The sequence below is a fragment of the Microbacterium sp. NPDC057658 genome, from assembly GCF_042799975.1.
Taxonomy (GTDB): Bacteria; Actinomycetota; Actinomycetes; order Actinomycetales; family Microbacteriaceae; genus Microbacterium.
In genome coordinates this window covers 440,005-465,654 of sequence record NZ_JBHVHT010000002.1, presented here as the reverse complement: position 1 = coordinate 465,654, position 25,650 = coordinate 440,005, and the positions used below count along the sequence as shown (strand labels likewise).

General features: G+C 71.6%; 19 protein-coding genes. 3 read left to right on the top strand and 16 right to left on the bottom strand.

From position 1 onward, the window contains the following. Nucleotides 1-7 precede the first annotated feature (7 nt). The 9 genes from metG to rsmI all read right to left on the bottom strand — a co-directional run bounded on the left by metG (nt 8) and on the right by rsmI (nt 11,096). On the bottom strand, nt 8-1,585 hold the full coding sequence (gene metG, locus ACFU8V_RS15725) for a methionine--tRNA ligase (protein WP_025105612.1): 1,578 nt from the start codon (nt 1,583-1,585) through the stop codon (nt 8-10). Between the two features lie 49 nt (nt 1,586-1,634). Further along, a complete protein-coding gene (locus tag ACFU8V_RS15720; protein WP_303709439.1) occupies nt 1,635-2,804 on the bottom strand; it encodes a glycoside hydrolase family 1 protein in 1,170 nt (389 codons plus the stop codon). A 41-nt stretch (nt 2,805-2,845) separates the two neighbouring features. After that, a complete protein-coding gene (locus ACFU8V_RS15715; RefSeq protein WP_374209027.1) occupies nt 2,846-4,546 on the bottom strand; it encodes an ABC transporter ATP-binding protein in 1,701 nt (566 codons plus the stop codon). A gap of 5 nt (nt 4,547-4,551) precedes the next feature. Further along, nucleotides 4,552-5,484: an ABC transporter permease gene (locus tag ACFU8V_RS15710; protein ID WP_025105609.1), complete on the bottom strand. Its 933-nt coding sequence runs from the start codon at nt 5,482-5,484 to the stop codon at nt 4,552-4,554. After that, entirely contained in the window at nt 5,481-6,461 is a 981-nt protein-coding gene (locus ACFU8V_RS15705; protein ID WP_025105608.1) for an ABC transporter permease, read from the bottom strand. Before ACFU8V_RS15705 ends, ACFU8V_RS15710 begins: the two co-directional genes overlap by 4 nt. Continuing rightward, entirely contained in the window at nt 6,458-8,122 is a 1,665-nt protein-coding gene (locus ACFU8V_RS15700) for an ABC transporter substrate-binding protein (RefSeq protein ID WP_303709437.1), read from the bottom strand. Before ACFU8V_RS15700 ends, ACFU8V_RS15705 begins: the two co-directional genes overlap by 4 nt. Nucleotides 8,123-8,278: 156 nt before the next feature. Next, on the bottom strand, nt 8,279-9,373 hold the full coding sequence (locus ACFU8V_RS15695; protein ID WP_085606111.1) for a LacI family DNA-binding transcriptional regulator: 1,095 nt from the start codon (nt 9,371-9,373) through the stop codon (nt 8,279-8,281). 209 nt (nt 9,374-9,582) lie between these two features. Further along, nucleotides 9,583-10,221, bottom strand: a complete 639-nt coding sequence (locus tag ACFU8V_RS15690; protein ID WP_085606113.1) for a class I SAM-dependent methyltransferase — start codon at nt 10,219-10,221, stop codon at nt 9,583-9,585. 53 nt (nt 10,222-10,274) lie between these two features. Continuing rightward, nucleotides 10,275-11,096, bottom strand: a complete 822-nt coding sequence (gene rsmI / locus ACFU8V_RS15685; protein WP_378872610.1) for a 16S rRNA (cytidine(1402)-2'-O)-methyltransferase — start codon at nt 11,094-11,096, stop codon at nt 10,275-10,277. Nucleotides 11,097-11,179: 83 nt separating this feature from the next. Here rsmI and ACFU8V_RS15680 point away from each other — a divergent pair, with 83 nt between their 5' ends. Next, nucleotides 11,180-12,733: a dolichyl-phosphate-mannose--protein mannosyltransferase gene (locus ACFU8V_RS15680; RefSeq protein WP_378872607.1), complete on the top strand. Its 1,554-nt coding sequence runs from the start codon at nt 11,180-11,182 to the stop codon at nt 12,731-12,733. A gap of 33 nt (nt 12,734-12,766) precedes the next feature. On the opposite strand, the gene ACFU8V_RS15675 is transcribed toward ACFU8V_RS15680, so the two are convergent. The 7 genes from ACFU8V_RS15675 to ACFU8V_RS15645 form a co-directional block, all read right to left on the bottom strand. Next, a complete protein-coding gene (locus ACFU8V_RS15675; RefSeq protein ID WP_025105602.1) occupies nt 12,767-13,246 on the bottom strand; it encodes an Lrp/AsnC family transcriptional regulator in 480 nt (159 codons plus the stop codon). A 1-nt stretch (nt 13,247) separates the two neighbouring features. Then, nucleotides 13,248-14,639: an amino acid permease gene (locus ACFU8V_RS15670; RefSeq protein WP_378872603.1), complete on the bottom strand. Its 1,392-nt coding sequence runs from the start codon at nt 14,637-14,639 to the stop codon at nt 13,248-13,250. Beyond that, nucleotides 14,636-15,739 carry a histidinol-phosphate transaminase gene (gene hisC, locus ACFU8V_RS15665; RefSeq protein WP_085606121.1) on the bottom strand — a complete coding sequence of 368 codons (1,104 nt, stop codon included), beginning with the start codon at nt 15,737-15,739 and terminating at the stop codon, nt 14,636-14,638. The genes ACFU8V_RS15670 and hisC overlap by 4 nt, the downstream gene beginning before the upstream one ends. Nucleotides 15,740-15,904: 165 nt before the next feature. Further along, entirely contained in the window at nt 15,905-17,707 is a 1,803-nt protein-coding gene (locus ACFU8V_RS15660) for a thioredoxin domain-containing protein (RefSeq protein ID WP_378872600.1), read from the bottom strand. Between the two features lie 40 nt (nt 17,708-17,747). Further along, the gene (gene msuE / locus ACFU8V_RS15655; protein WP_025105598.1) at nt 17,748-18,317 is read right to left on the bottom strand and encodes an FMN reductase; all 570 of its coding nucleotides are present in this window, start codon (nt 18,315-18,317) and stop codon (nt 17,748-17,750) included. 165 nt (nt 18,318-18,482) lie between these two features. Further along, nucleotides 18,483-19,319, bottom strand: coding sequence for an aldo/keto reductase (locus ACFU8V_RS15650; protein ID WP_071330032.1), 837 nt, complete (start codon nt 19,317-19,319; stop codon nt 18,483-18,485). Nucleotides 19,320-19,374: 55 nt separating this feature from the next. After that, the gene (locus ACFU8V_RS15645; protein ID WP_378872596.1) at nt 19,375-20,601 is read right to left on the bottom strand and encodes a heparan-alpha-glucosaminide N-acetyltransferase domain-containing protein; all 1,227 of its coding nucleotides are present in this window, start codon (nt 20,599-20,601) and stop codon (nt 19,375-19,377) included. A 66-nt stretch (nt 20,602-20,667) separates the two neighbouring features. Here ACFU8V_RS15645 and hrpA point away from each other — a divergent pair, with 66 nt between their 5' ends. Then, nucleotides 20,668-24,681 (top strand): ATP-dependent RNA helicase HrpA, encoded by a 4,014-nt coding sequence (hrpA, locus tag ACFU8V_RS15640; protein WP_378872593.1) that lies wholly within the window; start codon nt 20,668-20,670, stop codon nt 24,679-24,681. A gap of 23 nt (nt 24,682-24,704) precedes the next feature. Next, nucleotides 24,705-25,649, top strand: a complete 945-nt coding sequence (locus ACFU8V_RS15635; protein WP_378872590.1) for a zinc-binding alcohol dehydrogenase family protein — start codon at nt 24,705-24,707, stop codon at nt 25,647-25,649. Nucleotide 25,650: the final 1 nt, after the last annotated feature.

The following is a 25,650-nucleotide window of genomic DNA, read 5'->3' as shown; positions in this document are numbered from 1 at the left end:
CCGGATGTCAGGCCGTGGACTCCACGCGCGGGAACAGCGGCGCGAGGCCGTTGACGCTCGTGCCCGGCTTCAGCACGCCCCAGGCCCCCGCCTCGCGGATCGGCTGGTCCTGCAGCCGCCCCAGGGTCTCCGCGGCGCCGAGCGCGATCCACAGCTTTTCGGTCGACTGCGGCATCACCGGCGACAGCAGCACGGCCAGCGCCCGCAGCCCCTCGGCGCACGTGTAGAGCACGGTGCCCAGACGCTCGCGCTGGTCCTCGTCGCGGGCGAGCGCCCACGGCTCGTTCTCGGTGATGTACCCGTTGAGCGCGTCGACGATGGTCCAGATCGCGGAGATCGCCTCGTCGATGCGGAACTGGCCGATCGCGGCGTCCGCCTTCGTCGCGGCGTCCGCGACGATCCGCTGGATCGCGAGGTCGGCCTCGGTGTACTCGGCCGCCGGCGGCACGATGCCCTCGAAGTACTTCTCGATCATCGCGGTCGTGCGCGAGGCGAGGTTGCCGAAGCCGTTCGCGAGCTCGGCCTGGTACCGCGCGGACAGGTCCTCCCAGGAGAACGAGCCGTCCTGGCCGAACGCGATCGCCGACAGGAAGTAGAAGCGGTACGCGTCGGAGCCGAAGACGTCGGTGATCTCGGTCGGCGCGATGCCGGTGAGCTTCGACTTCGACATCTTCTCACCGCCCACGAGCAGCCAGCCGTGCGCGAAGACGCCCTTCGGCACATCGAGCCCGGCCGCCATCAGCAGCGCCGGCCAGATCACGGCGTGGAAGCGCAGGATGTCCTTGCCGACCACGTGGTACGCGGGCCAGCGGCGCGCGAAGGTCTCCTCGTCGGAGCCGTAGCCGACGGCCGTGGCGTAGTTGAGCAGCGCGTCGACCCACACGTAGATGACGTGCGACTCGTCCCACGGCAGCGGGATGCCCCAGTCGAAGGTCGAGCGGGAGATCGACAGGTCCTTGAGGCCCTGGCTCACGAAGGAGACGACCTCGTTGCGCGCCGAATCGGGCCGCACGAAGTCGGGCTCGGTCTTGTAGAGCTCGAGCAGGCGGTCCTGGAACTCGCTGAGCTTGAAGAAGTAGTTCTTCTCCTGCAGCAGCTCGAGCGGCTTGGAGTGGATGGCGCAGACCTTCAGCCCCTCGAAGGGACCGGTGCCGTCGACGATCTCGGACTCCGGCTTGAACTCCTCGCAGCCCACACAGTAGAGCGCCTCGTACTCGCCCGCGTAGATGTACCCGCGGTCGTAGAGCCGCTGGAAGAACGTCTGCACATTGGTCTCGTGCCGCTCCTGCGTGGTGCGGATGAAGTCGTCGTTCGCGACGTCAAGGGTCTTCAGCAGCGGGAACCAGCTCTCGCTGACGAGCTTGTCGACCCACTCCTGCGGGGTGACGCCGTTGGCGGCCGCGGCCCGCAGCATCTTCTGACCGTGCTCGTCGGTGCCCGTCAGCATCCAGGTGTCGTCGCCCGCCTGGCGGTGCCACCGTGCGAGCGTGTCGACGGCCACCGTCGTGTACCCGTGACCGATGTGCGGCACATCGGAGGGGTAGTAGATGGGCGTGGTGATGTAGAAGGAGTCGCCAGCGGGCATGGGGACAATTCTAGGTGCCCCCATGCCCGTGGTTACGCCGTGCGGCTGGTCAGAGCCCATTGCGGCGGGCGACCTCGCCGAGCCAGGCCAGCGAGGGCTTCGGGAACCGCTCGAAGGTCTCGTGGTCGAAGCCGATGAGACCGAACGTCGGCCGGAATCCACTCGCCCACTCGTAGTTGTCCAGCGCGCTCCAGTGCTGGTAGGCGCGGACCTCGACGCCGTCGCTGATGGCGCGGTGCAGCCCCTCCAGCGCGCCCTGCGTGTAGGCGATGCGCCGGGTGTCGTCGGCCGTGGCGATGCCGTTCTCCGTGACGAGCACGGGGACGCCGCCGCTGCGCTCCCACGCGCTCCGCACGCCCAGCTCGAGGGCCTCGGGGAAGAACTCCCAGCCCGTGAGCGTCGTCTCCACGTCCGGCGACACCGGCAGTGGCCCCTCCGGACCGATGAACGTGCGGGTGTAGGCCTGCACGCCCACGAAGTCGTCTCCGGCGGACTGCTCCAGGTACCAGTGGTCGCGCGGGTCGCCGTACGTCGCGAGCATCTCGTCGGCGCCGGGCTCGCCGGTGGAGTGGAAGGCCTGGGTGGCGATCGTCCAGCCCGCCTGCACCCCGGGCACCGTGTGCAGGATCTCGGACGCGCGCCGGTGGGCCGTCAGCAGGGTGTCCGCGACGCCGAGGTCCGGATTCGGCAGGCCGTAGGCGACGAGGTTCGCCGCGTCCTCGCCCCCGGCCAGCATCGCGGCGATGTTCGGCTCGTTGATCGTGCACACGTAGCGCACGCCGTCGAGGATCGGCAGCACGGTCTCCACATATCGGGAGAACAGGTCCACCGCGTCGTCGGCACGCCAGAAGCCGTCCTTCTGGAACCACTGCGGCACCGTGAAGTGCATGAGGGTGACCGTCGGGTCCAGCCCGTTCTCCCTGGCGGTGTCGATCATGCGGCGGTAGTGATCGAGCATCGCCCGCGAGACGAACCCGCGCTCCGGCTCGATCCGCGCCCACTCGACTGAGAACCGGTAGGAGTTCAGCCCGGCCTCGGCGAGCAGCCGCATGTCCTCCGGGTAGCGGTGGAAGTGGTCGGCGGCGTCACCGGAGGGCTCGACCATGGGCGAGTCGGGGGCGTGTTCCATCGCCCACCAGTTGCTCGTGGTGTTGTTGCCCTCCACCTGGTGGGCGGCGGTCGCGGCGCCCCAGAGGAAGCCGTCGGGGAATGCGAGCACGGATGCGCTCCTCTCTCTTTCTTGCAGTCGTTCGTCGCGCGTCAGCGGGCGCGGGCGGGGTTCGGCACGGCGTCGAGCAGTTCGACCGTGTACGGGTCCTCCGGATGCTGCAGCACCTGCGAGGTCTCGCCCCGCTCGACGACGCGGCCGCTGTTGAGCACGAGGATGTTCTCGGTGACGAGCCGCGCGCTCAGCAGATCGTGGGTGATGTAGAGCATGCTGATGCCCCACCGTTCGCGGAGGTCCTCCAGCAGCGCGAGCACGCCGGCGCGGAGCGACACGTCGAGCATCGACACCGGCTCGTCCGCGATGAGCACCTGCGGGTCGCTCGCGAGCGCCCTGGCGATCACCACGCGCTGCCGCTGCCCGCCGGAGAGCTGGTGCGGCAGCTTGGCGGCGAACTGCTCGACGGGCGTCAGGCCCACCGTCTCCAGCAGTTCGAGCACACGGGCCCTGGCCTCCGCCCCGCGCAGCCTCGTGTAGTTCACGACGGGACGGGTCAGGGCGTACTCGACGGTGTGCAGCGGGTTCAGGGCCGCGTACGGATCCTGGAACACCATCTGCACGTCCTTGCGGAGGTCGCGGAGTCCTCGGCGCTTCAGGGCCGCGACATCGACTTCGCCGAAGCGGATGCGGCCCGAGGTCGGCTTCTCGACCCCGGTGAGCATCTTCGCGATCGTCGACTTGCCCGAGCCGGAGGCACCGACCAGCGCCAGCGCCTCCCCCGGCTCCAGGCGGAAGGACACGTCGTCGACCGCGACGACCGGATCCTGGCCGCGGCGCGGTGCCGGATAGCGCTTGGTCACGCCCTCCACGACGATCGCGGCATCCGCGCGCCGGGCGTCCCGCGGCGACACGGTCGGCAGGGTCTCGGTGACGTCCGTACGGCTGCGTCCCTCCCGGCGGCGGGTGCCGAGATCGACGAACCCGGGGATCTCGATCTTCTCGGCGCGCGGGTCGGCGTAGTGGCTCAGCAGCATCCGGGTGTACTCGTCCTGCGGGCGGTGCAGGATGTCCTGGCTGCGGGCGTCCTCCACGATGCGGCCCTCGTGCATGACCATCACCCGGTCGGTCGCCTCGAGGACGATCCCGAGGTCGTGGCTGATGAGGATCGCCGTGAAGCGCTCGGACCGCTGCAGCTCCTGGATCGTGTCCATGACCGCGTGCTGGACGAGCACGTCGAGCGCGGTGGTGGGCTCGTCGAACACCATCAGCTGGGGTTCGAGCGAGAGGGCGAGGGCGATCGAGGCGCGCTGCCGCATGCCGCCGGAGAGCTCACCGGGGTATCGGTCGAGCACCTCCGGCTTGAGCCCCACCTTGCCGACGAGCTCCCGCGCCCTGGCCTGGCGCTGCTCGGCGGGCACATGACCGTGCGCGGCGAAGATGTCGCGGAAGTGGTTGCCCACGGTCCGCACGGGGTTCAGCGCGTTCATGCCGGACTGCAGCACCATCGCGAAGCCGCCCTGCCGCTGACGCCGCAGTTCTTCGGCGTCGAGCTCGCGGATGTCGCGGCCGTCGAACAGGATGCGTCCGCCGCTGATGCGCGCCGGCGGCTTCTGCAGCCGCGTGAGCGCGAAGCCGAGCGTGGACTTGCCCGACCCGGACTCGCCGACGAGCCCGACGAACTCGCCGCGCCGGAGCGCGAACGACACGTCGCGCACGGCCGGCACCGGCTCCTGCCCCGGGGAGGCGTACTCCACGGACAGCGACTGGACGTCGAGGAGGATGTCGTCGTGCTCCATGGCGCTCATCGGCCCTTCCCTTCGCGCAGGCGCGGATTGGAGATGCCGTCCACGCCGAAGTTGATGAGTGTGAGGCTGAGGGCGAGCAGCGCGATGCACAGACCGGGCGCGAACAGCAGCAGCCACTGGCCGGTGAGCAGGGAGTTCGAGTTCTGCGCCCAGTAGAGCATCGTGCCCCAGCTGACGATGCTGGAGTCGCCGAGGCCGAGGAACTCCAGCCCCGCCTCGGCGAGGATCGCCGCCGTCGCCGCTCCGAAGAGGGTGCCGGCGATGATCGACGTCATGTTCGGCAGGATCTCGCGGAAGACGATCCGCGCCCTGCTGTCGCCGGAGAACTGCGCCGAGGTGACGAAGTCGTTGCCGCGGAGGGACTGGGTCTGGCTGCGCAGCACGCGGGCGCCCCAGGCCCAGCCGGTCACGACGATCACGGCGATGATCATGAGGATGCCGCCGTTCTGCAGGTAGGCCGCGATCACGATCATCAGCGGCAGGCCCGGGATCACGAGGAAGAGGTTCACGATGAACCCGACGACCTCGCCCGCGAAGCCGCGCATGTAGCCCCAGCTCAGACCGATCAGCACGGCCACGATCGTGGAGAGGAGCCCGGCCGCGAAGCCCACGAGGAGGCTGACCTGGGCACCGTAGATGAGCTGGCTGAGCACGTCCTCCCCGGCCGCGGTCGTGCCGAGCCAGTGCTCCCACGAGGCGTCGGCGTTGCGCGGGAACCCGTTCTCCTTCGGGCCGTACGGAGCCAGGAGCGGGGCGAACACGGCGACGAGCACGAAGAACGCGAGGAGGCAGAGGCCGATGCGGGCCTTGCCGTTGGACCACAGGGTGCCGACCATGCGGCCGAAGGCGCGCCACGGGCTGGGCGCCGCGATGCGGGCGGTGGGGACCTTGACGGTCACGGTGCTGGGGGTGGGGTTCGGGGTCGTCATCGGCGAGTCCTCGGGTCGAGAACCCCGTAGAGGATGTCCACGAGGAAGTTGGCGATGAGCACGCTCACGGTGATCATCAGGAAGAGCGCCTGCATGAGCGGGTAGTCCTGCCCGATCACGGCGTTGAACAGCAGGTAGCCGATGCCCGGATAACCGAACACCTGCTCGACGAGGATCGAGCCGCCCACCACGCCGCCGAGCGTGAGCCCGAAGCCGGTGAGGTTCGGCAGGATCGCGTTGCGGGCCGCGTAGCGGAGGGCGATCGTGCGGCCGCGGAGGCCGTTCGCCTCGCCGAAGGTGATGTAGTCCTCGCCGAGCGTGTTGATCATCGCGTTACGCATGCCGATGATCCAGCCGCCGAGGGAGGTGAGCAGGATCGTCAGCGCCGGCAGGAACGCGTGCCGGACGAGGTCGACGATGAAGTCCCAGGTGAAGCCCGGGGTGGTCGTCGCCGAGTAGGCGCCGGTCGTCGGGAACCAGTGCAGCACGTAGCCGAGGAAGAACAGCAGCAGCAGCGCCGTCCAGAAGTACGGGAACGTGCTGAGGAACGACCCGGTCAGCGTCGGCAGGGAGTCCAGCCACGTGCCGCGCCGCCAGGCGGCCATCACGCCGATGAGGGTGCCGATCACGAAGGCGAGGATCGTGACGATGCCGACGAGGCCGAGTGTGTACGGCAGCGCGGTGGAGACCATGCTCGACACGGTCTGCGGGTAGAACGTGTACGAGACGCCGAAGTCGAGCCGGACGACCTGGCCGAGGTAGGCCACGTACTGGTCCCACATCGATCCGGTCGGCACTCCGAGCTGCGCCTCGATCGCGGCGCGCGTGGCGTCCGAGACCGGACCGTTCTGGGAGAGCTTCGCGATCGCGGCGTCGGCGGGAGAGCCGGGCATGAGTCGCGGGAGGAAGAAGTTCAGGGTGATCGCGGCCCACAGGGTGAGCAGGAACAGGCCGATCTTCTGGAGGACGTACTTCACTGGTCTCCCCCGTCCGTGCGCTTCAGGTGGGTGAAGATGCCCAGCGGCGCCGAATCGTAGTTCTGCGGGATCATGTACGGATCGTCCGCGGAGGGCCAGCCGGTGAACTTCGCGTCGTTGAACAGGCCCCAGATCCCGCCGTAGTACAGGCCGATCACGGGGACCTGCTCGTACACGATGCTCTGCAGCTCGTGCACGATCTCAGTCTGGCGGTCGGGGTCGATCGTGGCGCGGTACTCCTCCAGCAGGGCGTCGGCCTCCGGGGAGCGGTAGCGCTCGAAGTTGTTGGTCGTGACCTCGCCGGCCGGCACGTAGAAGTCGCTGGAGAGCAGGCTGTTGTAGGCCTGGTACACGTCGCCGTTGCCCATGCCGCCGATCGCCATCTCGAAGTCGCCGGTGCCGATCGCGCTCTGGTAGCCGGCGGGCTGCGGGAGCTTGAGCGACACCTTGACGCCGACGTCCGCGAGCTGGCGCTGCACGGTCTGGGCGGCGCGCGTCCAGTCGGAGTATCCGTTGGCGGTGGTCAGCGAGAACGCGAGCTGCTCGCCGTCCTCGCCGACGAGCTGGTCACCCTGCAGGGTGTACCCGGACTCGGCGAACGCCGCGAGCGCGGCGTCGCGGTCCTGCGCGAGCATGCCCTGGTCCGGGATCTCCGGGTCGAGGTACTTCTCCTGGTTGGGCAGGATGAGGCCGGTCTGCCCGGCGGGCTGCATGTAGCCCTCGGAGGCGGTCTCGGCGATCTCCTCCCGGTCGAGCGCGAGCGCGATGCCGCGACGGACGTTCACGTCGTCGAACGGGGCGACCTCGAGGTTGGGCACGAGCGAGATGACGCCACCCGGCGGGAACCACCAGGTGTTGTCGGGACTCGCCGCTCCCCAGGTGCCCTCGACGTCGGAGATGAAGGAGTAGGCCCAGTCGTAGCCGCGGGTCACGGTGTCGAGCTGGGTGTTCGTGGCCGGCAGGATGATGTGCTCGATCTCGATCTTGTCCGCCTGCCAGTAGTCCGGGTTGCGGTCCATCGAGTACTGCTGGTCGTTGTAGTTCCCGAGCACGAACGGGCCGGTGCCGACCGGCTCCTCGTTGCGCCAGGTGGCCGGGTCCTCCACGTCGGCCCACAGGTGCTCGGGCACGATCATGGTCTGCCCGAGGATCGAGAGCGACGGCGCGTCCTCGCCCTGGAGGTGGAACACCACGTCGTCGCCGTCGACCTCGATGCGGTCGATGTGCTGCCACGCGCCCTTGATGTCGAGCGAAGGCTCGTCCTTGATGAGCTGGAACGTGAAGGCCACATCCTCCGGGGTGAGGGGCTCGCCGTCGCTCCACTCCACGCCGTCGCGGACCGTCATCACGATCGTGCGGGCGTCGGGCTGGGTCCACTCGGACGCGAGCCACGGGGTGAGCTCGCCGTCGAGCGGGTTCACCAGGATGAGCGGCTCGTAGATCCACCGCGAGGCGGTCCGGGTGTTCGTGAGGTAGGGGTTGAAGTTCTGCGTGAAGAACGGGTTGCCCTTGTCGGCGTTGATGAGCATCGTGTCGTCGCCGATCGAGGGGTCGGGCTGCGAGCTGATCTGGATGCTGCAGCCGCTGAGTGCGACCGCTGCGGCCGCGAGCCCCACGACGGCGGCGCGGCGCCAGCGTCGGAAGGTGTGCGTCTCTGCCACTGGATGACCTCATGTCGTCTCTGTCATGAAGGGCGCCCCGGGGGGTGGGGAGTCCTGCCGGCCGAAGCCGTACACCAGATTGTAAGCGCATACATTTTGAATCGGCAACCCCGTGGTGAGCCAGGAGACCCTCCGGGGCGGCGCGGTCGCGTCGACTCAGGAGGGGCGCGTGGAGCTCTCGCGGAGGAGGATCTGGAGGGGCAGACGCGTGGTGAGCGGCGGGGCGTCCGGCTGTTCCAGCCGTCGCGCGAGCACCTGCACCGCCGCACGCCCGAGCTCGATCATCGGCTGCCGGATCGTGGTCAGCGGCGGCGACACCAGGGTCGCCGCCTCGATGCCGTCGAACCCCGTGACGAGGACGTCGTCCGGCACCCGCACGCCCGCCCCGCGGAACACGTCCATGGCCCCGAGGGCCATCTGGTCGTTGGCGGCGATGAGCGCGGCGGGCACGCCGTCGCGCGCGAGCCGCTCCCCCGCCCGACGCCCGGAGGCGCGGGTGAAGTCGCCCCGGAGGATGCGTACCGCTGCCGGGTCGCGCTCCGCCGCGGCGAGCGCGGTCGACACGCCCTCCCACCGCTGCTCGGCGTCGGGCGAGTCGGCCGGGCCGGCGAGGAACGCGATCTCCCCCTCCCCGACCTGGGACAGCACGTGGCGGGTCAGCTCCCCCATCGCCTCGACGTTGCTCACCGTGACGTGGTCGTAGGCATCGCCCCGCGGCGGTCCGGACAGCACGACCACCGGGATACGGCGGGCCAGCCGGGCGAGCACGGCGTCCGGCACGCTGCGGGCGAGCACCATGAGCCCGTCCACGCGGCCTGCCATGTCGCGGACGGTGGAGCGGTCGGGATCGTCGCGGCCGACGCCCACCATGAGCACGAACCCCTGCTTCCACGCCTCCAGCTCGGCGCCGCGGAGGACCTCGTCGAGGAACAGCATGGAGGAGTGCGGCGCGTCCTGCTCGTCCGACACGACCGTGAACGGCGGGCGGGCGGCGGCGGACAGCACGTCGAGGGGCGGAGCGTCCTCGGCGGCGTCGAATCCGGGGAAGTACAGCCCCAGCACCCCGGTCCGGCGCTCCGCGAGACCCCGCGCGCTCCCACTGGGGACGTACCCCAGCGCGGCGACCGCGTCGAGCACCCGCTCCCGGGTCACCGGACGGACGGCCTCCGGCGAGCGCAGCACCCGCGACACGGTCGCGATCGACACTCCGGCGCGGTCGGCGACGTCGTACACCGTCGCGGCCTTGCTCACGCGGACTCCTCTCGCTCGCGGGTTCTGGTCCTGGTTCTGGTCCGGGTCCTGGTCCTGTCAGCGTAGGACAGTCTCCCCCGGTGCCCCCTCCCGCTCCCGCGCGCGGGCGCAGATTCGCGTCGGTGTCGCAGGGATGGGGCCAGTCTCTGCGACACGGTGCAGGTCTGCGACACGGTGCAGACCTGCGAGGGCGTGCGTGGACGGGCGGGTCAGGAGCGGAGGGCGCGGAGGGCTCCGTGCGGGCGGGAGCTGATCTCGCCCGGTTCGCGCTCGCGGGTCTCGGACCAGTGCAGCTCGAGACCGGCCGCGGCGAGCAGCGGGGACAGGGCCTCCGCGGTCCAGAAGAAGGAGGGGGCGACGGCATGGGAGAAGGCGACCCGGGGTTCGCCGACGAAGAAGCCGAGGAGCAGGCTCCCGCCGGGGGCGAGCACCCGGGCGAACTCGGCGAACACGTCCGGGAGCTCGGCCGGAGGCGTGTGGATCACGGAGTACCACGCGAGGACGCCGCCGACGGTGCCCGATGCCTGCGGCAGCGTCCGGAACGACCCGTGATGGAACGAGAGGTGCGGATACTGCGCCCGCGCCCCGTGGATGAAAGCCGAGGAGAGGTCGATCCCCTCGACGTCCCGCCCCTCGCCCCCGTGCAGGAAGGCCGTCCAGTGCCCGGGGCCGCAGCCCGCATCGAGCAGCCGCCCCGGGGTCTCCTCGCGCCACCGCCGGATGAGCTCGCGGTCGCGCGGATCCATCAGTCCCAGGTCTCCCGCGACCTCCCGGTACTCCGCGGCCCTCTCGTCGTAGGCGCGCGCGACCGGGTCCTGTCCGGCGGGAGGCCGCAGATCCGGGCTCATGCCGCAGCCGCCCCCCGCATCCCCGCAACCGGGGTGCGAATCTGCGACGGGGGTCACCGCGACCGCGCCGCCAGGGCCGCCTGATACAGATCCCGGGAGGACAAGCCCGTCAGGGCCGCGACCTCGGAGGCCGCATCCTTCAGGCGGGTGCCGTCCGCGACCAGGGCCTGTACCTGGGCGAGGGCGTCCTCCGGGGAGGCCTCCCGCCGCGGTGCCCCCTCGACGACCACCACGATCTCGCCCTTCACGCCGTCGGCGGCCCAGGCGGCGAGCTCGGACGCGCTGCCACGACGGACCTCCTCGTACAGCTTCGTCAGCTCCCGGCACACGGCGATCCGGCGGTCCGCGCCGAAAGCGGCCCCCATGTCGGTCAGGGTCGTCGCCAGGCGCGAGGGCGACTCGAAGAACACCATCGTGCGGGGCTCGGCGGCGAGGGCGGAAAGGGTCGCCCGGCGCTCCCCCGGCTTCCGCGGCAGGAACCCCTCGAAGGTGAAGCGGTCCGTCGGCAGCCCCGAGATCGCCAGGGCCATGAGCACCGCGCTGGGCCCCGGGATCGCGGTCACCGTGACCCCCTGCGCCACCGCCTCGGCGACGAGGCCGTATCCCGGGTCACTCACGGTCGGCATGCCCGCATCGCTCAGCACCACGAGGTCGGTCTCCGCGGCGAGCGCGGCCAATTCCGCGGCCTTCTGCTTCTCGTTGTGGTCGTGCAGCGCGATCAAGCGGGGCCGGTTGTCGATCGCGAGGGCCTGCAGGAGGCGCTGCGTCGTGCGGGTGTCCTCCGCCACGACGATCTCCGCGTTCTCCAGCACCTCCACGAGTCGCCGCGACGCATCGCCCAGGTTTCCGATCGGGGTCGCGGCGAGGATGATCACCCGCCCAGCTTAGGCGTGGACCCGCAGCGGGACCGGAGCCGGCATACCGGGAGCACAGGGTGGAGTGTGTCTAGGCTGGACCGGTGACCGCGCCCGAGCCCCTCCTGCCCCTCCCCGAGGAACGGCTCACGCGCTACGAGCGACTCCGCGACCGCGTGCTGCAGGCTCCGGACTGGGGCCGGGCGATCGGCTGGCTGGCCCCGCTGCTGGTCACGGCCCTCGCGGCGGTGCTGCGCCTGGCGAACGTCGGACATCCGCACCAGCTCGCCTTCGACGAGACCTACTACGTCAAGGACGCCTGGTCGCTGTGGAGCCTCGGGTACGAGGGGGTGTGGGGCGAGAACGCGAACGACGCCTTCATCACCCTGCAGGAGCTCCCGCTGACGAACAAGGGCGCCTTCATCGTGCACCCGCCGCTCGGGAAGTGGCTCATCGCGCTGGGCATGGCCATCGGCGGCCCGGACAACAGCGCCGGCTGGCGTCTAGCGACCGCCGTCCTCGGTGCGGGATCGGTGCTGCTGGTCTTCCTCATCGCGCGACGCCTGACTGGCTCCGTCGTGGCGGCGACGGTGGCGGGGACGCTCCTCGCGATCGACGGCCTCAGCATCGTGATGAGCCGCATCGCGCTGCTCGACGGCATCCTCACCTTCTTCGTGCTGCTGGGCGTGCTGTTCGTGCTCATCGACCGCCAGCACACGATCCCCCTGCTCGAACGTCGGAACCCCGACGACGAGCACCCGCTGTGGGGACCGATCCTCTGGCGTCGTCCGTGGCTCGTCGCCGCAGGGCTCGCACTCGGCGCCGCCTCGGCGGTGAAGTGGTCGGGGCTGTACGTGCTCGCGGGCTTCGGACTCTACGTCGTCATCACCGACGCCCTCGCCCGGCGCCGCGGCGGGGTCGTCGTGTGGCCGGCGTCCGCGGTCTTCCGCCAGGGGCCGGTGTCGTTCGTCCTCCTCGTCGTCCCCGCGTTCGCGGTCTACCTCGCGAGCTGGACCGGATGGCTGGTGACGGCGAACGGCTACGACCGCGGCAGCGATCCGAACCCTCTCATCGCCCTATGGAACTATCACGAGGCCATGCTCGGGTTCCACGTGGGCCTCACCCGCGGGCACCCGTACGCGAGCCCGGCGTGGGAGTGGCCCTTCCTGCTCCGCCCGACCGCGGTGTGGGTCGACAGCGACCCCACCGGCTGCGGCGTCGACCACTGCATCGGCGTGATCTCGGCGATCCCCAACCCGCTCATCTGGTACGGCGGCGTCGCGGCCAGCGTGTACCTGCTCTACCGCCTCGTCCGCGGCTGGATCACGCGGCAGCCGGTCGGCCCGGCGCTCAGCCTGCCGCTCGTGGGGCTCGCGGTGACCTATCTGCCCTGGCTCATGTTCCCCGACCGGACGATCTTCCAGTTCTACACGGTCGTGATGATGCCGTTCCTCGTGCTCGCGCTCACCGCCACACTGCGGATCATCGCCGGGCGCCGGGAGGACCCGCTCCCGCGCCGCCAGTCGGGACAGCGGACCGTCCTGATCTTCCTCGGCGTCGTCGTCCTCGTCTCGGCGTTCTTCCTGCCGCTGTGGACGGGGATGAGCGTGCCCTACGACTTCTGGCGCCTGCACAACTGGCTGCCGGGCTGGGTCTGACCGGCGTCTGACCGACCGGACCCCGAGCCCGGGTCAGGAGACCTCGTCGGCCACGTGCTCCACGAGCGGGAGCACGCGACCCGAGAGATGCGTGCGCATCGCGATGGAGGACGCGGTCCGCGCGACCCCCGGCACAAGGGCGACCCGGTCCAGCACCTCCTGGAGGCGGGTCGCATCGCGGGCGACGAGCCGAAGCTGCATGTCGCTCGCGCCGGTCACCGTGTGCATGTCGACGATCTCCGGCACCGCGTCCGCGAGGGCGGTCGCGACGTCGTCATGCCCCACCTTCTGATCGATCTCGACGAGACAGAACGCCACGACGCCGTACCCGAAGCCGGCGGGGTCGATGCGCGGCACGATCGCCTCGATCACGCCACCCTCGTGCAGGCGCGCGAGGCGGCTCGTGGCCGTCCCCCGCGCGATGCCCAGCCGGCGCGCGCACTCCAGGAGGGGCAGCTGCGGCGACTCCGTCAGCAGCCGGATCAGCGCGGCGTCGAGGCGATCGATCCGCACGTCACTCCTTGACGATGCCGGGGCGGGAGACACCCCGCGTTAGGCGGGCGACGACGAGCAGCACCGCGGTGAGCCCGAGCGTGAGCAGCAGCTGGATGCGCGCAGCCGGGTCGATCATCGCGAGCGCGATCACGGCGGCGAGCAGCACGAGGCACAGCCACGACACCCAGGGGAAGCCCCAGAGCCGCATGGGCATCGCCTCGCCGGCACGGTCGGCCCGCCGGCGCAGCACGATCTGGGAGATCGCCGTCGCCGTCCAGATCACCAGCAGGGTCGACCCCACGACGTTCAGCAGCGCCGGGAGCACCACGTCCGGGAAGGCCCAGTTGAGTCCGACGGTCACGAAGCCGAAGGCCACCGAGGCGAGGACGGCGACGAACGGCACGCCCTTGAGGCTCGTCCGGGTGACGGATAGCGGCGCCAGCCCGCGTTCCCCCAGCGAGTACGCCATCCGCGAGGCGCCGTAGATGTTGGCGTTCATGGCCGAGAGCAGCGCGATCACCACGATGAGGTCCATCACGAGGCCGACGCCCGGCACGTTCAGGGTGTCCAGAACCGCCGAGAACGGACCGGCCTGCACGGCGGGGTCGTCCCACGGGAGCACCGCGACGATGACGAAGATCGAGCCGACGTAGAAGACGAGGATGCGCACGAGCACCTCGCGCACGATCCGGCGGATGTTGCGGGAGGGGTCGTCTGACTCGGCGGCCGCGATCGCGACGACCTCGGTGCCGCCGAACGCGAAGACCACGATGAGGAGCGCCGCGGCGATGCCGGTGATGCCGTGCGGGGCGAAGCCGCCCTCATCCATCAGGTTCGAGATGCCGGTCGCCGGCACGCCGGGGATGAGTCCGACGATCGCGCACACGCCGACGACGAGGAAGGCGATGATCGCGGCGACCTTGATCGCCGCGAACCAGAACTCGAAACGGCCGTAGTTGCGCACGCCGAAGAGGTTCACCGCGGTGAGCGCCACGACGAACACGAGCACCCACACCCACGCGGGGATCCCAGGTACCCAGTTCGCCACGATCCCGGCCGCGCCGGTCGCCTCGGCGGCGATCACGACGACGAGCTGGATCCAGTACAGCCAGCCCACCGCGCTGCCGGCGCTGCGCCCCATGGCCTTCTGGGCGTAGGAGCTGAAGGCGCCGGAGCTGGGGCGGGCCGCCACCATCTCGGCGAGCATCGCCATCACGAGCACGACGATGCCGCCCGCGACGAGGTAGGAGATGAGCACGGCGGGTCCCGCGATGCTGATCGCCTGCCCGGAGCCGACGAACAGCCCCGCGCCGATCGCGCCGCCGAGCCCCATCATGGAGATCTGGCGGCGGGTGAGGCCCGGGTGCAGGCCCTTCGTGGTCGTCGTGGTGACGGGGACCTCGGTGGTCACGCGCCCACCTCCATCAGGTCGGAATCGTGGTCGGACTCGTGCGCGGCGTCGCCGGAGACCGCGAGGGCGGCTTCCACCCTGTCGATGTCGGCGGCGGAGCCGGACGAGATGCGGATGCCCTCGCCGGGGAAGGCGCGGGCGACCACGCCGCCGACATGCAGGAGGGCGTCCAGTTCGGCGGTGCGCTCCCCCGCGGGGACCCAGACGAAGTTGGCCTGCGAGCGGACGGCGGGCCAGCCGGCAGCGGTGAGCACGGTGTACAGCCGATCGCGCTGCGCCACGACCTCGTCGATGCGGACGGCGAGCTCGTCCTCCGCGGCGAGCGAGGCGAGGGCTGCGGCCTGGGCGAGGTCGGTGACCCCGAACGGCACGGCCACCTTGCGCTGTGCCTCGGCGATCGCGGTGGGGGCGATCGCGTAGCCGATGCGGAGCCCGGCCAGGCCGTACGCCTTGGAGAACGTGTGCAGCACCGCGACGTGCGGGTGGCGGCGGAACAGCTCGATGCCGGCGCCGCGGCTGTCCGTGCGGTCGAAGTGCACGTAGGCCTCGTCGATGACGACGAGGACGTCGTGCGGCACCGCGGCGACGAAGCGCTCCAGGGCCTCGGCGTCGACGACCGTGCCGGTCGGGTTGTTGGGGTTGCACACGAACACGAGACGTGTGCGCGGGGTGATCGCGGCGCGCATCGCGTCGAGGTCGTGTCCGTGATCGGTATCCAGCGGCACGGCGACGGGCGTCGCGCCCGCGATCCGGACGAGCGAGGGGTAGGCCTCGAAGGACCGCCATGCGAAGACGACCTCGTCCCCCTCGCCGGCGACCGCGTGGATGAGCTGGGCGGCGATCTCCACCGACCCCGCGCCGACGGTCACCTGCGCCGGGTCCACCGCATACCGGGCGGCGAGCGCCTCCCGGACCGCGGAGGCGCTCATGTCCGGGTAGCGGTGGATGCCGGCCACCCGGTCCTGCACGGCGCGCACGACGGAGGGCAGCGGCGGATGCGGGGACTCGTTCGAGGAGAGCTTGGAGGCACCGGCCGGGGCGGAGCGCCCCTGTCGGTAGGCGGGCACGGCGTCGAGACCGGCGCGGGCGGATAGAGTCATCGTCAGAGCATCCTTGCTGTGATCCGAGAGGGGTCGCGTCACCCTAGAACGGATCGCGGGCGCTGGGCAAACCGTGCACTCGAAGCTGCGCATCGCGCGCACTCGACGGGCAGACGGACGCCGCACGGTAGGCAGAATGCACAGCGCTGCGTCGGGGAAGGGCGCTCACCGTGCGCGCGAGACCGCGGCCGGATCGCTCACCGGCAGGCGACAGACGAAGGCGCGGCAGTCGTAGGCGCGCTCGGCGGTCGCCTCCTTGCCCTCGAACAGCTCGAACCCCGCGGCGGCGAACGCCGCGGTCTGCGCCGGCGTGACGACCGCGACGACATCGGCATCGGCTCCGCGGGCCACGGCGGCGAGCGCCCCACCCGGCTCCTCCGTCACCACGACGAGCTGCCGCGGCGCCGCGGCGAGTCCGGCGGCGACCCGGAGCAGACTGCCGTGGGCGAAGGGCTGGGCGAGCGCCCGGGAGGCGAGGGCCTCCACCCGCTCCACTGCTGCCGCGCGATAGCGGTCCCCCGCTCCCAGCCGCCAGGCGGTAAGCGCGGCGTGCGCGACCGCCGCCGTGTCCGAGGGGAGATCGCCGTCGGTGTGGTCGGGCGAGGCGGCGATGCCCTGCGCGCGGAGCATCGGGTCGTCCCCCGCGGCGCCGTCCAGCGCTCCGTCGAGGAGGCCCAGGGCCGTGGACGCCGGAGCGACGTCGCCGGTGGCCGCCGCGAGGGCGAACAGGCCCTCGGCGAGCAGCGCGAGGTCGGCGGCCGTGGCGACCGCGGCGGAGGCCCGGCCGTCCAGCGATGCCCGCACGAGCGCGCCGTCGGCCCCGCGGTTGGTGTCGAGCACGGCAGCGGCGGCCTCCGCAGCGGCGGCGATCCACGCGTCCTCGCCGAGCGCCGCCCCCGCCCGGGCGAGTGCCGCGATCGCGAGGCCGTTCCATCCCGTGATGACCTTGCCGTCCACGGCGGGCGGCTCCAGCGCCGCGCGCTCCGCGACGGGACGGAGGTAGTAGCCCCCCTCGCTGCGGGCCCCGTCGATCCACGATTCGGAATCCTGCGCAGCGCCGAAGCCGCCGCCCTCCTGCCGCAGCGTGCCGAGCAGGAAGCGGGCGATCCCGCGGGCGGTCTCCTCGTCGCCGGCGTCGAGCGCGACCTCGAGCAGCTGGGCGTTGTCGGTCAGCATGCGCTCGTAGTGCGGCACCGTCCAATCACGCCGGGTCGCATAGCGGAAGAACCCGCCGTCGGCGTCACGCAGATCCGAGTCCGCCATCGCCGCGAGGGCGCGTTCGGCCGCAGCCGCCGCCTCGGGTGCGGCCGCGCGGATGAGGGGCTCCTGGAGGAACCGCAGGGTCGTGGCCACCGGGAACTTCGGAGCTCCGCCGAAGCCGCCGAACTCCGCGTCCTCCCTGGCGGCGAGACCGCAGGCGGCCTCCGCGAGGGCCGTGGCGTCCGGGAGGCTCGATGCCGTGGTCTCCGCCGCCTCGGCGAGGGCCGCGGTCACCGCGTCGGCGGACTCCTCGGCCTGCGCCCGTCGCGTCGTCCACGCCTCGCGCACCGCGGCCAGCACATCGCGGAACGCGGGCATCGGCGGTCGCGCCTCGGGCGGCCAGTACGTCCCCGCGTAGAAGGCGCGTCCGGCAGGCGTGGTGAACACCGTGAGCGGCCAGCCGAGGTTCTGCGTGAACGCCGACGCGGCGGCCATGTAGGCCCCGTCGACGTGCGGATGCTCCTCGCGGTCGACCTTCACCGCGACGAACCCCTCGTTGATGCGGGCGGCGGTCCCCGGGTCGGCGAACGACTCGCGCGCCATCACATGGCACCAGTGGCAGGTGGAGTAGCCGATCGAGATCAGCATCGGCACGTCCCGGCGGCGCGCCTCGGCGAAGGCCTCCTCTCCCCAGGGGTACCAGTCGACGGGGTTGTCGGCGTGGGCCCGCAGATAGGGGCTGAGGGTGTCGGCGAGACGGTTCGTCATGCTCCCACGCTACGCGGGGCGCACCGGCTCCGGACCAGGATCAGCCGACGAGCAGCTCCGCGGGACGGGACAGGGTGTAGCCGACGAGCGGGAGGGCCCGCTCGGCCGCGAGCGCGATCCGCGCACGCAGCACGTCCGTCGCCACCTCGTAGCCGTCGAAGTCGGTCGTGCTCGCGTACACGCCAAGCGGGAGGGTGAGCGCCTGGAAGAACGCGAACAGCGGGCGCAGCTGGTGCTCGATCATGAGCGCGTGTCGCTCGCCGCCACCGGTCGCCGCGAGGAGCACCGGCGTGCCGACGAGGGCGTACTGGTCCACGAAGTCGAACAGGTGCTTGAACAGCCCCGTGAACGAGGCGCGGTACACCGGGCTGCCCACGATGAGCAGGTCGGCTGTCTCGATCGCCTGCAGCTGTGCCTCCACCTCCGGCGGGAGCTGGTCACGGGTGAGAGCACCCGCGAGCGAGGGCCCGACCTGCGTGAGCTCGATCAGCTGCGCCTCGACCGGGGCGCGCTCGGCGACCGCGGCGGTGATCGCACGGAGGAGGGCGGTGGTCTTGCTCGGCTCGTGGAGGGAGCCCGAGACGGCGACGACGCGGAGCGGAGCTGTCATGGGCTCGACGGTACCCACGCGGACGCCCCGTGTCGCGCGAAGCGACACGGGGCGTCATGTGGAACGGAGACGAGCCGCGGGCCGCGGGCTCGGGAGCAAGGCTCCGGTCAGTGCTGGCCCGGTGACGGCGTCAGTGCCGAGCCCGCGGCCGGTATGAGGGCGGGATCAGTTGACCTCGTCCGGGTGCGAGCCCACGCGGCCGGAGCCGTCGAGCGGGTCGAGCGCGTCGATCGCGGCGATCTCGGCGTCGGTCAGCTCGAAGCCGAACACGTCGAGGTTCTCGCGCAGGCGCTCCGGACGCACCGACTTCGGGAAGACGATGATGCCCTTCTGCAGGTGCCAGCGCAGGACGGCCTGTGCGGGGGTCACGCCGTGGGCGGCGGCCGCCTCCGCGATCGCCGGTGTGCCGAAGAGGTCGTACTTGCCCTGGCCGAGCGGACCCCAGGCCTCGATGCGGACGCCGTTGGCCTCGGCCCAGGCGACCTCCTCGCGGCGCTGGTACGCCGGGTGCAGCTCGATCTGGTTCACGGCCGGGACGACGCCGGTCTCCTTCACCGTGCGCTCCAGGTGCGGCACGAGGAAGTTCGAGACGCCGATGCTGCGGGTCAGGCCCGCGTCGCGCAGCTCGATGAGCTTCGCGAACGCGTGGACGTAGTCGTCCTTCGCCGGGGTGGGCCAGTGCACGAGGTAGAGGTCGACCTGCTCCAGGCCGAGCTTCTCGAGGCTCTCGCCGATGGCGGCGCGGGGCTCGTCGTCGTGGTGGCGGTCGTTCCACAGCTTCGTGGTGACGAAGAGCTCCTCACGGGGGATGCCGGAGGACGCGATGGCCGCGCCGACGCCCTCCTCGTTGCCGTAGATCGCGGCGGTGTCGATGTGGCGGTACCCGATCTCGAGAGCCTCGCTCACCGCCTTCTCGGTCTCTGCCGGCGGCACCTTGAAGACGCCGTAGCCCAGCTGGGGGATGGAGTTGCCGTCGTTCAGTTCGAGTGCAGGAATGGTCATCCCCCCAGCCTAAGACCTGTGATGACAGGTGCGCCCGTGCGGATGACGAAAAGCGTCAGCGCCGAGGCACGGCGGCCATCGCGGCGGCGCCCTTTCCGACGAGGCGTTCCAGGGGACCACGTCCGACGAACATCGCCCACAGCGTCGTGACCAGCAAGAGCCCTACGGCGGTGAGCGCCCAGAAGGCGTTGTCCGCGATGAAGCCTCCGGGGCCGGCGACGAGGACGACGGAGACGACGTGCAGGCTGTATGCCGTGAGCGGCATGGACCCCAGCGCGCCGAGGGGCAGCAGCGGCAAGCGCAGCGGACGGCTCAGGAGCAGGCACAGGGCGATCACCGCAAGGGCGAACCCGCCGGAGCCCAGGATCTCGGCGGTGCCGCCGCTGTGCGGGTCGACGGCGAAGACCGCGCGGACCATCGAGCCGAGCGGATCGGTCGCGGCGAGCGCCTCGGGGTAGCTCTCCCAGCCGGACGGTGGCATCACATCATCGGGGATGAAAGACGACGATGAGAGGCTTTCGCCGGGAAGGATCTCGATGCTCTCGCTCCCGGAGGACACGCTCGTCGAGGAGACGATCGATTCCGTCCCGCCCAGCCCCGCGCCCGCTCCGAGGGCACCCAGACCGTAGCCGATCGCGGCGAGGACCACGCCGACGACGAGAGCGACGACGGCCGTGCGCAGCTCCTGCACCCGGAGCCGGCCCAGAGCCATGCCGCCCAGCACGAGAGCCAGCCACACGGTGATCGGATAGGTGCCGTAGAGCACGAACCCGATGCCCGCGCCGAACGGCTGCAGCGCCACCGCGCTGAGCAGAGCGAGCAGCGCCGGACCGGCGAGGGCGAGGACGGCGGCGCCGAGGAGCAGCTGCCGGGGCCGCCACCGCAGCACGGGGATGACCGCGACGTAGAGCAGGCCGTAGAGGGTGAGGATCACGGCGATCGGCGTGTTGAGGAGCTCCAGGGCGAGGCCGATCACGAAGATCACCGCGCCGCGGCCCACGAGGTTGAGGCGGATGCCAGGGAGGCGTTCCCGCTCCGGCAGCACGTCGCGCCCGGTCATGAGGGCGATGGAGACGCCGGCGAGCAGCGCGAAGAGGATCGACGAGCGGCCGTGCACGAGGTCGGTCCAGGTGGTCGGGTCGCCCCACTCGAACGCCTCCGTCACGCCGACGTGGGCACCGGCCATGCCGAGGATCGCCAGACCCCGCGCGACGTCGAGACCGAGGATGCGCGGCGGCCGCCCGAAATCGCGGAACCAGCGCACGGGGCGGAGAGCAGTCATCACCCGATGATCGTATGCGGCGATCGCGGCGACCCCGGTGTGCATCCCGGCATACGATGGAGGGCTATGTCCTCCCCCGTGATCTCCTACCCTCCGGAGCTGCCCGTCAGCGCGGCCAGGGACGAGATCGCCGACGCCGTCCGCGACCACCAGGTCGTCATCGTCGCCGGCGCGACCGGATCGGGGAAGACCACGCAGCTCCCCAAGATCGCGCTGGAGCTGGGCCGCGAGCGCATCGCCCACACCCAGCCCCGACGGCTGGCCGCCCGCACGATCGCGGAGCGCGTGGCCGAGGAGCTGCGGGTCGAGCTCGGCACGCTCGTCGGCTACAAGGTGCGCTTCACCGACAAGGTCTCCGACGAGACCCGGATCGCGCTGATGACCGACGGGATCCTCCTCAACGAGATCCACCGCGACCGGCTGTTGACGCGCTACGACACGATCATCATCGACGAGGCGCACGAGCGCTCCCTCAACGTCGACTTCCTGCTGGGCTACCTCGCCCGCATCCTCCCGGAGCGCCCGGACCTGAAGGTGATCATCACCTCCGCCACCATCGACCCGGAGAGCTTCGCGCGGCACTTCGCCGCCGCCGACGGCACCCCCGCGCCGGTCATCGAGGTGTCGGGGCGCACGTATCCCGTCGAGATCCGCTATCGCCCGCTCGTCGACGAGGACGCGGAGCAGGACGCCGCCGGCGAGCCGGAGGACGAGGTGAGCGCGATCGTCGCGGCGCTCCGCGAGCTCGACCGGGAGGCGCCCGGCGATGTGCTCGTGTTCCTGCCGGGCGAGGCGGAGATCCGGGACGCGGCCGACGCCGTGCGGGCCGCCTACGCCAAGGACCGTTCGCCCACCGAGGTCCTCCCCCTGTTCGGCCGGCTCTCCGCCGCGGAGCAGCACCGGGTGTTCGAGCGCAGCACCGTGGCCGGCGTCCGTCGCCGGGTCGTGCTCGCGACGAACGTGGCCGAGACGAGCCTCACGGTGCCCGGCATCAAGTACGTCATCGACACCGGCACCGCGCGCATCTCCCGGTACAGCAACCGCTCGAAGGTGCAGCGGCTGCCCATCGAAGCCATCTCCCAGGCCTCGGCGAATCAGCGCTCCGGGCGCGCCGGCCGTACGAGTGACGGCATCGCCATCCGCCTGTACTCCGAGGAGGACTACGCGCGGCGTCCCGAGTTCACCGAACCCGAGATCCTGCGCACCTCCCTCGCCTCCGTCATCCTGCAGATGCTCGCGCTGGGCTTCGGCGACATCACCGCGTTCCCGTTCCTCACCCCACCCGACTCCCGGGGCGTGAAGGCGGCGTTCGACCTGCTCACCGAGCTCGGCGCCCTCCGGCCGGCGCAGGGGCCGGACGACGGTCCCCGGCTCACCCGCATCGGGCGCGACATCGCTCGGATGCCGATGGACCCGCGGTTCGCGCGCATGCTCATCGAGGCGGGCCCTTCGACAGGCTCAGGGACCCAGCGGGGGTCAGGCCCTTCGACAAGCTCAAGGACCCAGCGGGGCTCAGGCCCTTCGACAGGCTCAGGGACCCAGGGGTCGGTGCTGCGGGACGTGCTCGCGATCGTGGCGGGGCTGTCCATCCAGGACGTGCGCGAGCGACCGGAGGACCGCCGCGAGGAGGCGGACCGGCTGCACGCGCGCTTCGTGGACCCGACGAGCGACTTCCTCACTCTCCTGAACCTCTGGAACCACCTGCGCGAGCAGCAGCGCGAGCTCGGCTCCAGCGCGTTCCGCCGGCTATGCCGCAGCGAGCATCTCAACTACGTGCGGGTCCGCGAGTGGTTCGACGTGCACCGCCAGCTCCGGACGCTCGTCAAGAGCCCCGACCGCGGGACGGAGCCGAGCGGCGCGGCCGATCCGGATGCCATCCACCGCGCGCTGCTCTCCGGCCTGCTGTCGCAGATCGGCGTCCTCGACGAGCGCACCGTCCCCGCGGGGAAAGCCCACTCTCCCGCCAAGGACGCCCGCCGCCGGATCACGGAGTACCGGGGCGCGCGGGGCATCCGGTTCTCGATCTTCCCGGGGTCGGGGCTGCGCAAGAAGAGCCCCAGGGCGGTCATGGCCGCCGAGATCGTGGAGACCTCCCGCACCTTCGCCCGCACCGTCGCCGCGATCGACCCCGCCTGGGCCGAGCCCCTCGCCGGCGACCTCGCGAAGCGCCAGGTCACCGAGCCGCACTGGTCCAAGGACGCCGGAGCCGCCGTGGCGTTCGAGAAGGTCACGCTGTTCGGGGTCGAGATCATCCCGCGCCGGCGCGTGCAGTTCGCCCGCATCGACCGGGCCGCCTCGCGCGAGCTCTTCGTCCGCCATGCGCTCGTCGAGGGCGAATGGGACGCGTCCCGCATCGACAAGCGGGTCAGTGCGTTCTGGCGCAGCAACGCCGAGCTCCGCCGTCGTCTGGAGAAGCTCGAGGAGCGCGAGCGGCGTCGCGACATCCTGGCCGGCGACGAGGCCGTCTTCCGCTTCTACGACGAGCGCATCCCCGCCGACGTGTTCGACGTGCGCTCGTTCGAGAAGTGGTGGCGCGAGGCGCTGACCGCGACGCCGAAGCTGCTCGTGATGCGCGAGAGCGACCTCATCGACGACGAGGACCGCGCCGACCAGCGCGAGTTCCCGACCCGGTGGACGCAGGGCGACCAGGTGCTCGGCCTCGCGTACCGGTTCGAGCCGGGCGCACCGGACGACGGCGTGAGCGTCGTGCTGCCTCTGCCGCTGCTCGCCCAGATCGAGGACCGCGGCTTCGACTGGCAGGTGCCCGGGCTGCGCGCTGAGCTCGTCACCGGACTGCTGCGTGCGCTGCCCAAGGCCATCCGGCGCCACGTCGTCCCCGCCGCCGACTGGGCGGAGAAGTTCGGGGCGGCGCTGGCCGACGAGGGTCCGGAGGCGCACGGCGGTCTCCCCCCGCGCACCCTGAAGGAGGCGCTCGCGCGGCTCGTGCAGCCGCTCGCGAACCAGGTGGTCACGGCCGCCGACTTCGACGATGAACGGGTGCCGGCACATCTGCGCATGAACTTCCGCGCCGTGGACGAGCGGGGACGCGTGGTCGGTTCGGGGCGCGATCTCCGGTCGCTGCAGGCTCAGCTCTCCGACCGCGCGCGCAGCAGCGTCGCCCGCTCCATCGCGCGCCCCGGGCGTGCGGAGGCACCGGGACCGCGCGGGGCGGAGCGCGTGGCCGCCGCTCCGGTCGAGCAGACGGGGCTGACGGCGTGGACGTTCGGCGACCTCCCGGCGGTCATCGACACCAAGGTCGCGGGCGGCGTCGTCCGGGGGTATCCGGCGATCGTCGATGCCGGCACGAGCGTGTCGGTGCGGGTCGAGGCGACTCCCGACGCCGCGGCCGCCGCCACGCGCGACGGCGTGCTCCGTCTCGTCCTGCTCGCGGTGCCGTCGCCGTCGTCGTACGTGCAGCAGCACCTCACCAGCCAGGAGAAGCTCGCACTCGCAGCCTCGCCGTACCCGTCGGCGGCCGCGCTCATCGAGGACTGCCGGGCCGCCGTCGCCCGTCGAGTGATCGACGCGTCGACCGGAGGCGCCGACGGCCGGGACCGCGGCGTCGTGCGCACCGAAGCCGAGTTCGCCCGCGTGCGCGACGCCGTCTCGGCCGTGCTCGTCGACGAGCTCTTCGCCTGCGTCTCCCTGGTCGCCCGCATCCTCACGAAGGCGCGGGAGGTGGAGCGCGGCATCAAGGCGCAGAACGCGCTGGCGCTGCTCGGCCCGCTGAACGACATCCGCACCCAGCTCTCCGGACTGCTGCATCCCGGCTTCGTCGCGGCGGCGGGGGTCGACCGGCTCGCCCACTTCCCCCGGTACCTCGACGGCATGATCGACCGGCTGAAGACCCTCGCGAACGAGCCGGGCAAGGACCGCGCGCGGATGACGGAGTTCGAGCGGATGGCGGTGCTGTTCGCGGACGCCGGCGGCACGATCCCCCTCGCGCCCGACGCTCCCCCCGCGATCGTCGAGGTGCGCTGGCTCCTGGAGGAGTACCGGGTCAGCGTCTTCGCCCAGCGTCTCGGCACCGCGCAGCCGGTGTCGCCGCAGCGGATCACCAAGGCGCTCGCGGGGAAGTGACCCCCGCCGGGTAGCCTGAGGGCATGGCCCGTGCGATCGTCTACACCGAGTTCGGATCCCCCACTGTCCTCCACCTCATGGAGGTGCCTGACCCCGTGCCCGTTCGCGGCGAGGCGCTGGTGCGTATCGAGGCGGCCGGTGCCAACCCCATCGACGCCAAGCTCCGCGGCGGCAAGCGCCCCTCCGCGCCGATCACCGAGCCGCGTCCGGTCGGGTTCGACGGCGCGGGAGTCATCGAGGTGCTGGGCGAGGGCGTCGACGGGTTCGAGGTCGGCGACCGCGTCGCGATCCGCGACACGCTCGGGACCTACGCCTCCGCCCTCGCGGTCGAGGCCGACAAGCTCGTGAAGCTCCCGGACGCCGTCACCGCCGCAGAGGGGGCGGCGATCGGCATCCCCGCCGGCACGGCGTATCAGTCCCTCCGCTCGCTCGCCGTGACGGCCGACGACGTGCTCCTGGTGCACGCGGGCTCAGGCGCGGTCGGCCAGGCCGCCGTGCAGTTCGCGGTCGCCTGGGGCGCGACGGTGATCGCCACCGCGAGCCCTGCCCGGCACGACCAGCTCCGCGAGCTCGGCGCGATCCCCGTGGCCTACGGCGACGGCCTGCTCGACCGCGTCCGCGCGGCGGCCCCCTCCCCCGTGACCGTGGTCCTGGACTGCGCGGGCACCGACGAGGCGATCGAGACCTCCCTCGCCCTGGTCGCGGACCGCGACCGCATCGCGACCATCGTCCGCGGTCCCGACGCGGCTGACTTCGGCATCCGGGCGTTCTCCGGCGGCTCCCCCGAGCCGCTCACGCCGCAGGAGCTGGAGTGGCGCGCAGAGGCGCTGCAGAAGACGGTCGACCTGCTGGCCGCGGGCGACTTCACCATCGAGCTGGGCCCGGAGCTGCCTCTCGCCGAGGCGGCGCGGGCCCATGAGCTCATGGAGACCGGCGCCGCCTCGGGGAAGATCATCCTCGTCCCCTGAG

Coding starts and splice junctions, on each gene's coding strand:
- ACFU8V_RS15645 (WP_378872596.1), bottom strand. CDS start 20,601: ATGACTGCTCTCCGCCCCGTGCGCTGGTTCCGCGATTTCGGGCGGCCG.
- hrpA (WP_378872593.1), top strand. CDS start 20,668: ATGTCCTCCCCCGTGATCTCCTACCCTCCGGAGCTGCCCGTCAGCGCG.
- ACFU8V_RS15715 (WP_374209027.1), bottom strand. CDS start 4,546: ATGGAGCACGACGACATCCTCCTCGACGTCCAGTCGCTGTCCGTGGAG.
- ACFU8V_RS15650 (WP_071330032.1), bottom strand. CDS start 19,319: ATGACCATTCCTGCACTCGAACTGAACGACGGCAACTCCATCCCCCAG.
- ACFU8V_RS15690 (WP_085606113.1), bottom strand. CDS start 10,221: ATGAGCCCGGATCTGCGGCCTCCCGCCGGACAGGACCCGGTCGCGCGC.
- ACFU8V_RS15710 (WP_025105609.1), bottom strand. CDS start 5,484: ATGACGACCCCGAACCCCACCCCCAGCACCGTGACCGTCAAGGTCCCC.
- hisC (WP_085606121.1), bottom strand. CDS start 15,739: ATGACTCTATCCGCCCGCGCCGGTCTCGACGCCGTGCCCGCCTACCGA.
- ACFU8V_RS15660 (WP_378872600.1), bottom strand. CDS start 17,707: ATGACGAACCGTCTCGCCGACACCCTCAGCCCCTATCTGCGGGCCCAC.
- metG (WP_025105612.1), bottom strand. CDS start 1,585: ATGCCCGCTGGCGACTCCTTCTACATCACCACGCCCATCTACTACCCC.
- msuE (WP_025105598.1), bottom strand. CDS start 18,317: ATGACAGCTCCGCTCCGCGTCGTCGCCGTCTCGGGCTCCCTCCACGAG.
- ACFU8V_RS15635 (WP_378872590.1), top strand. CDS start 24,705: ATGGCCCGTGCGATCGTCTACACCGAGTTCGGATCCCCCACTGTCCTC.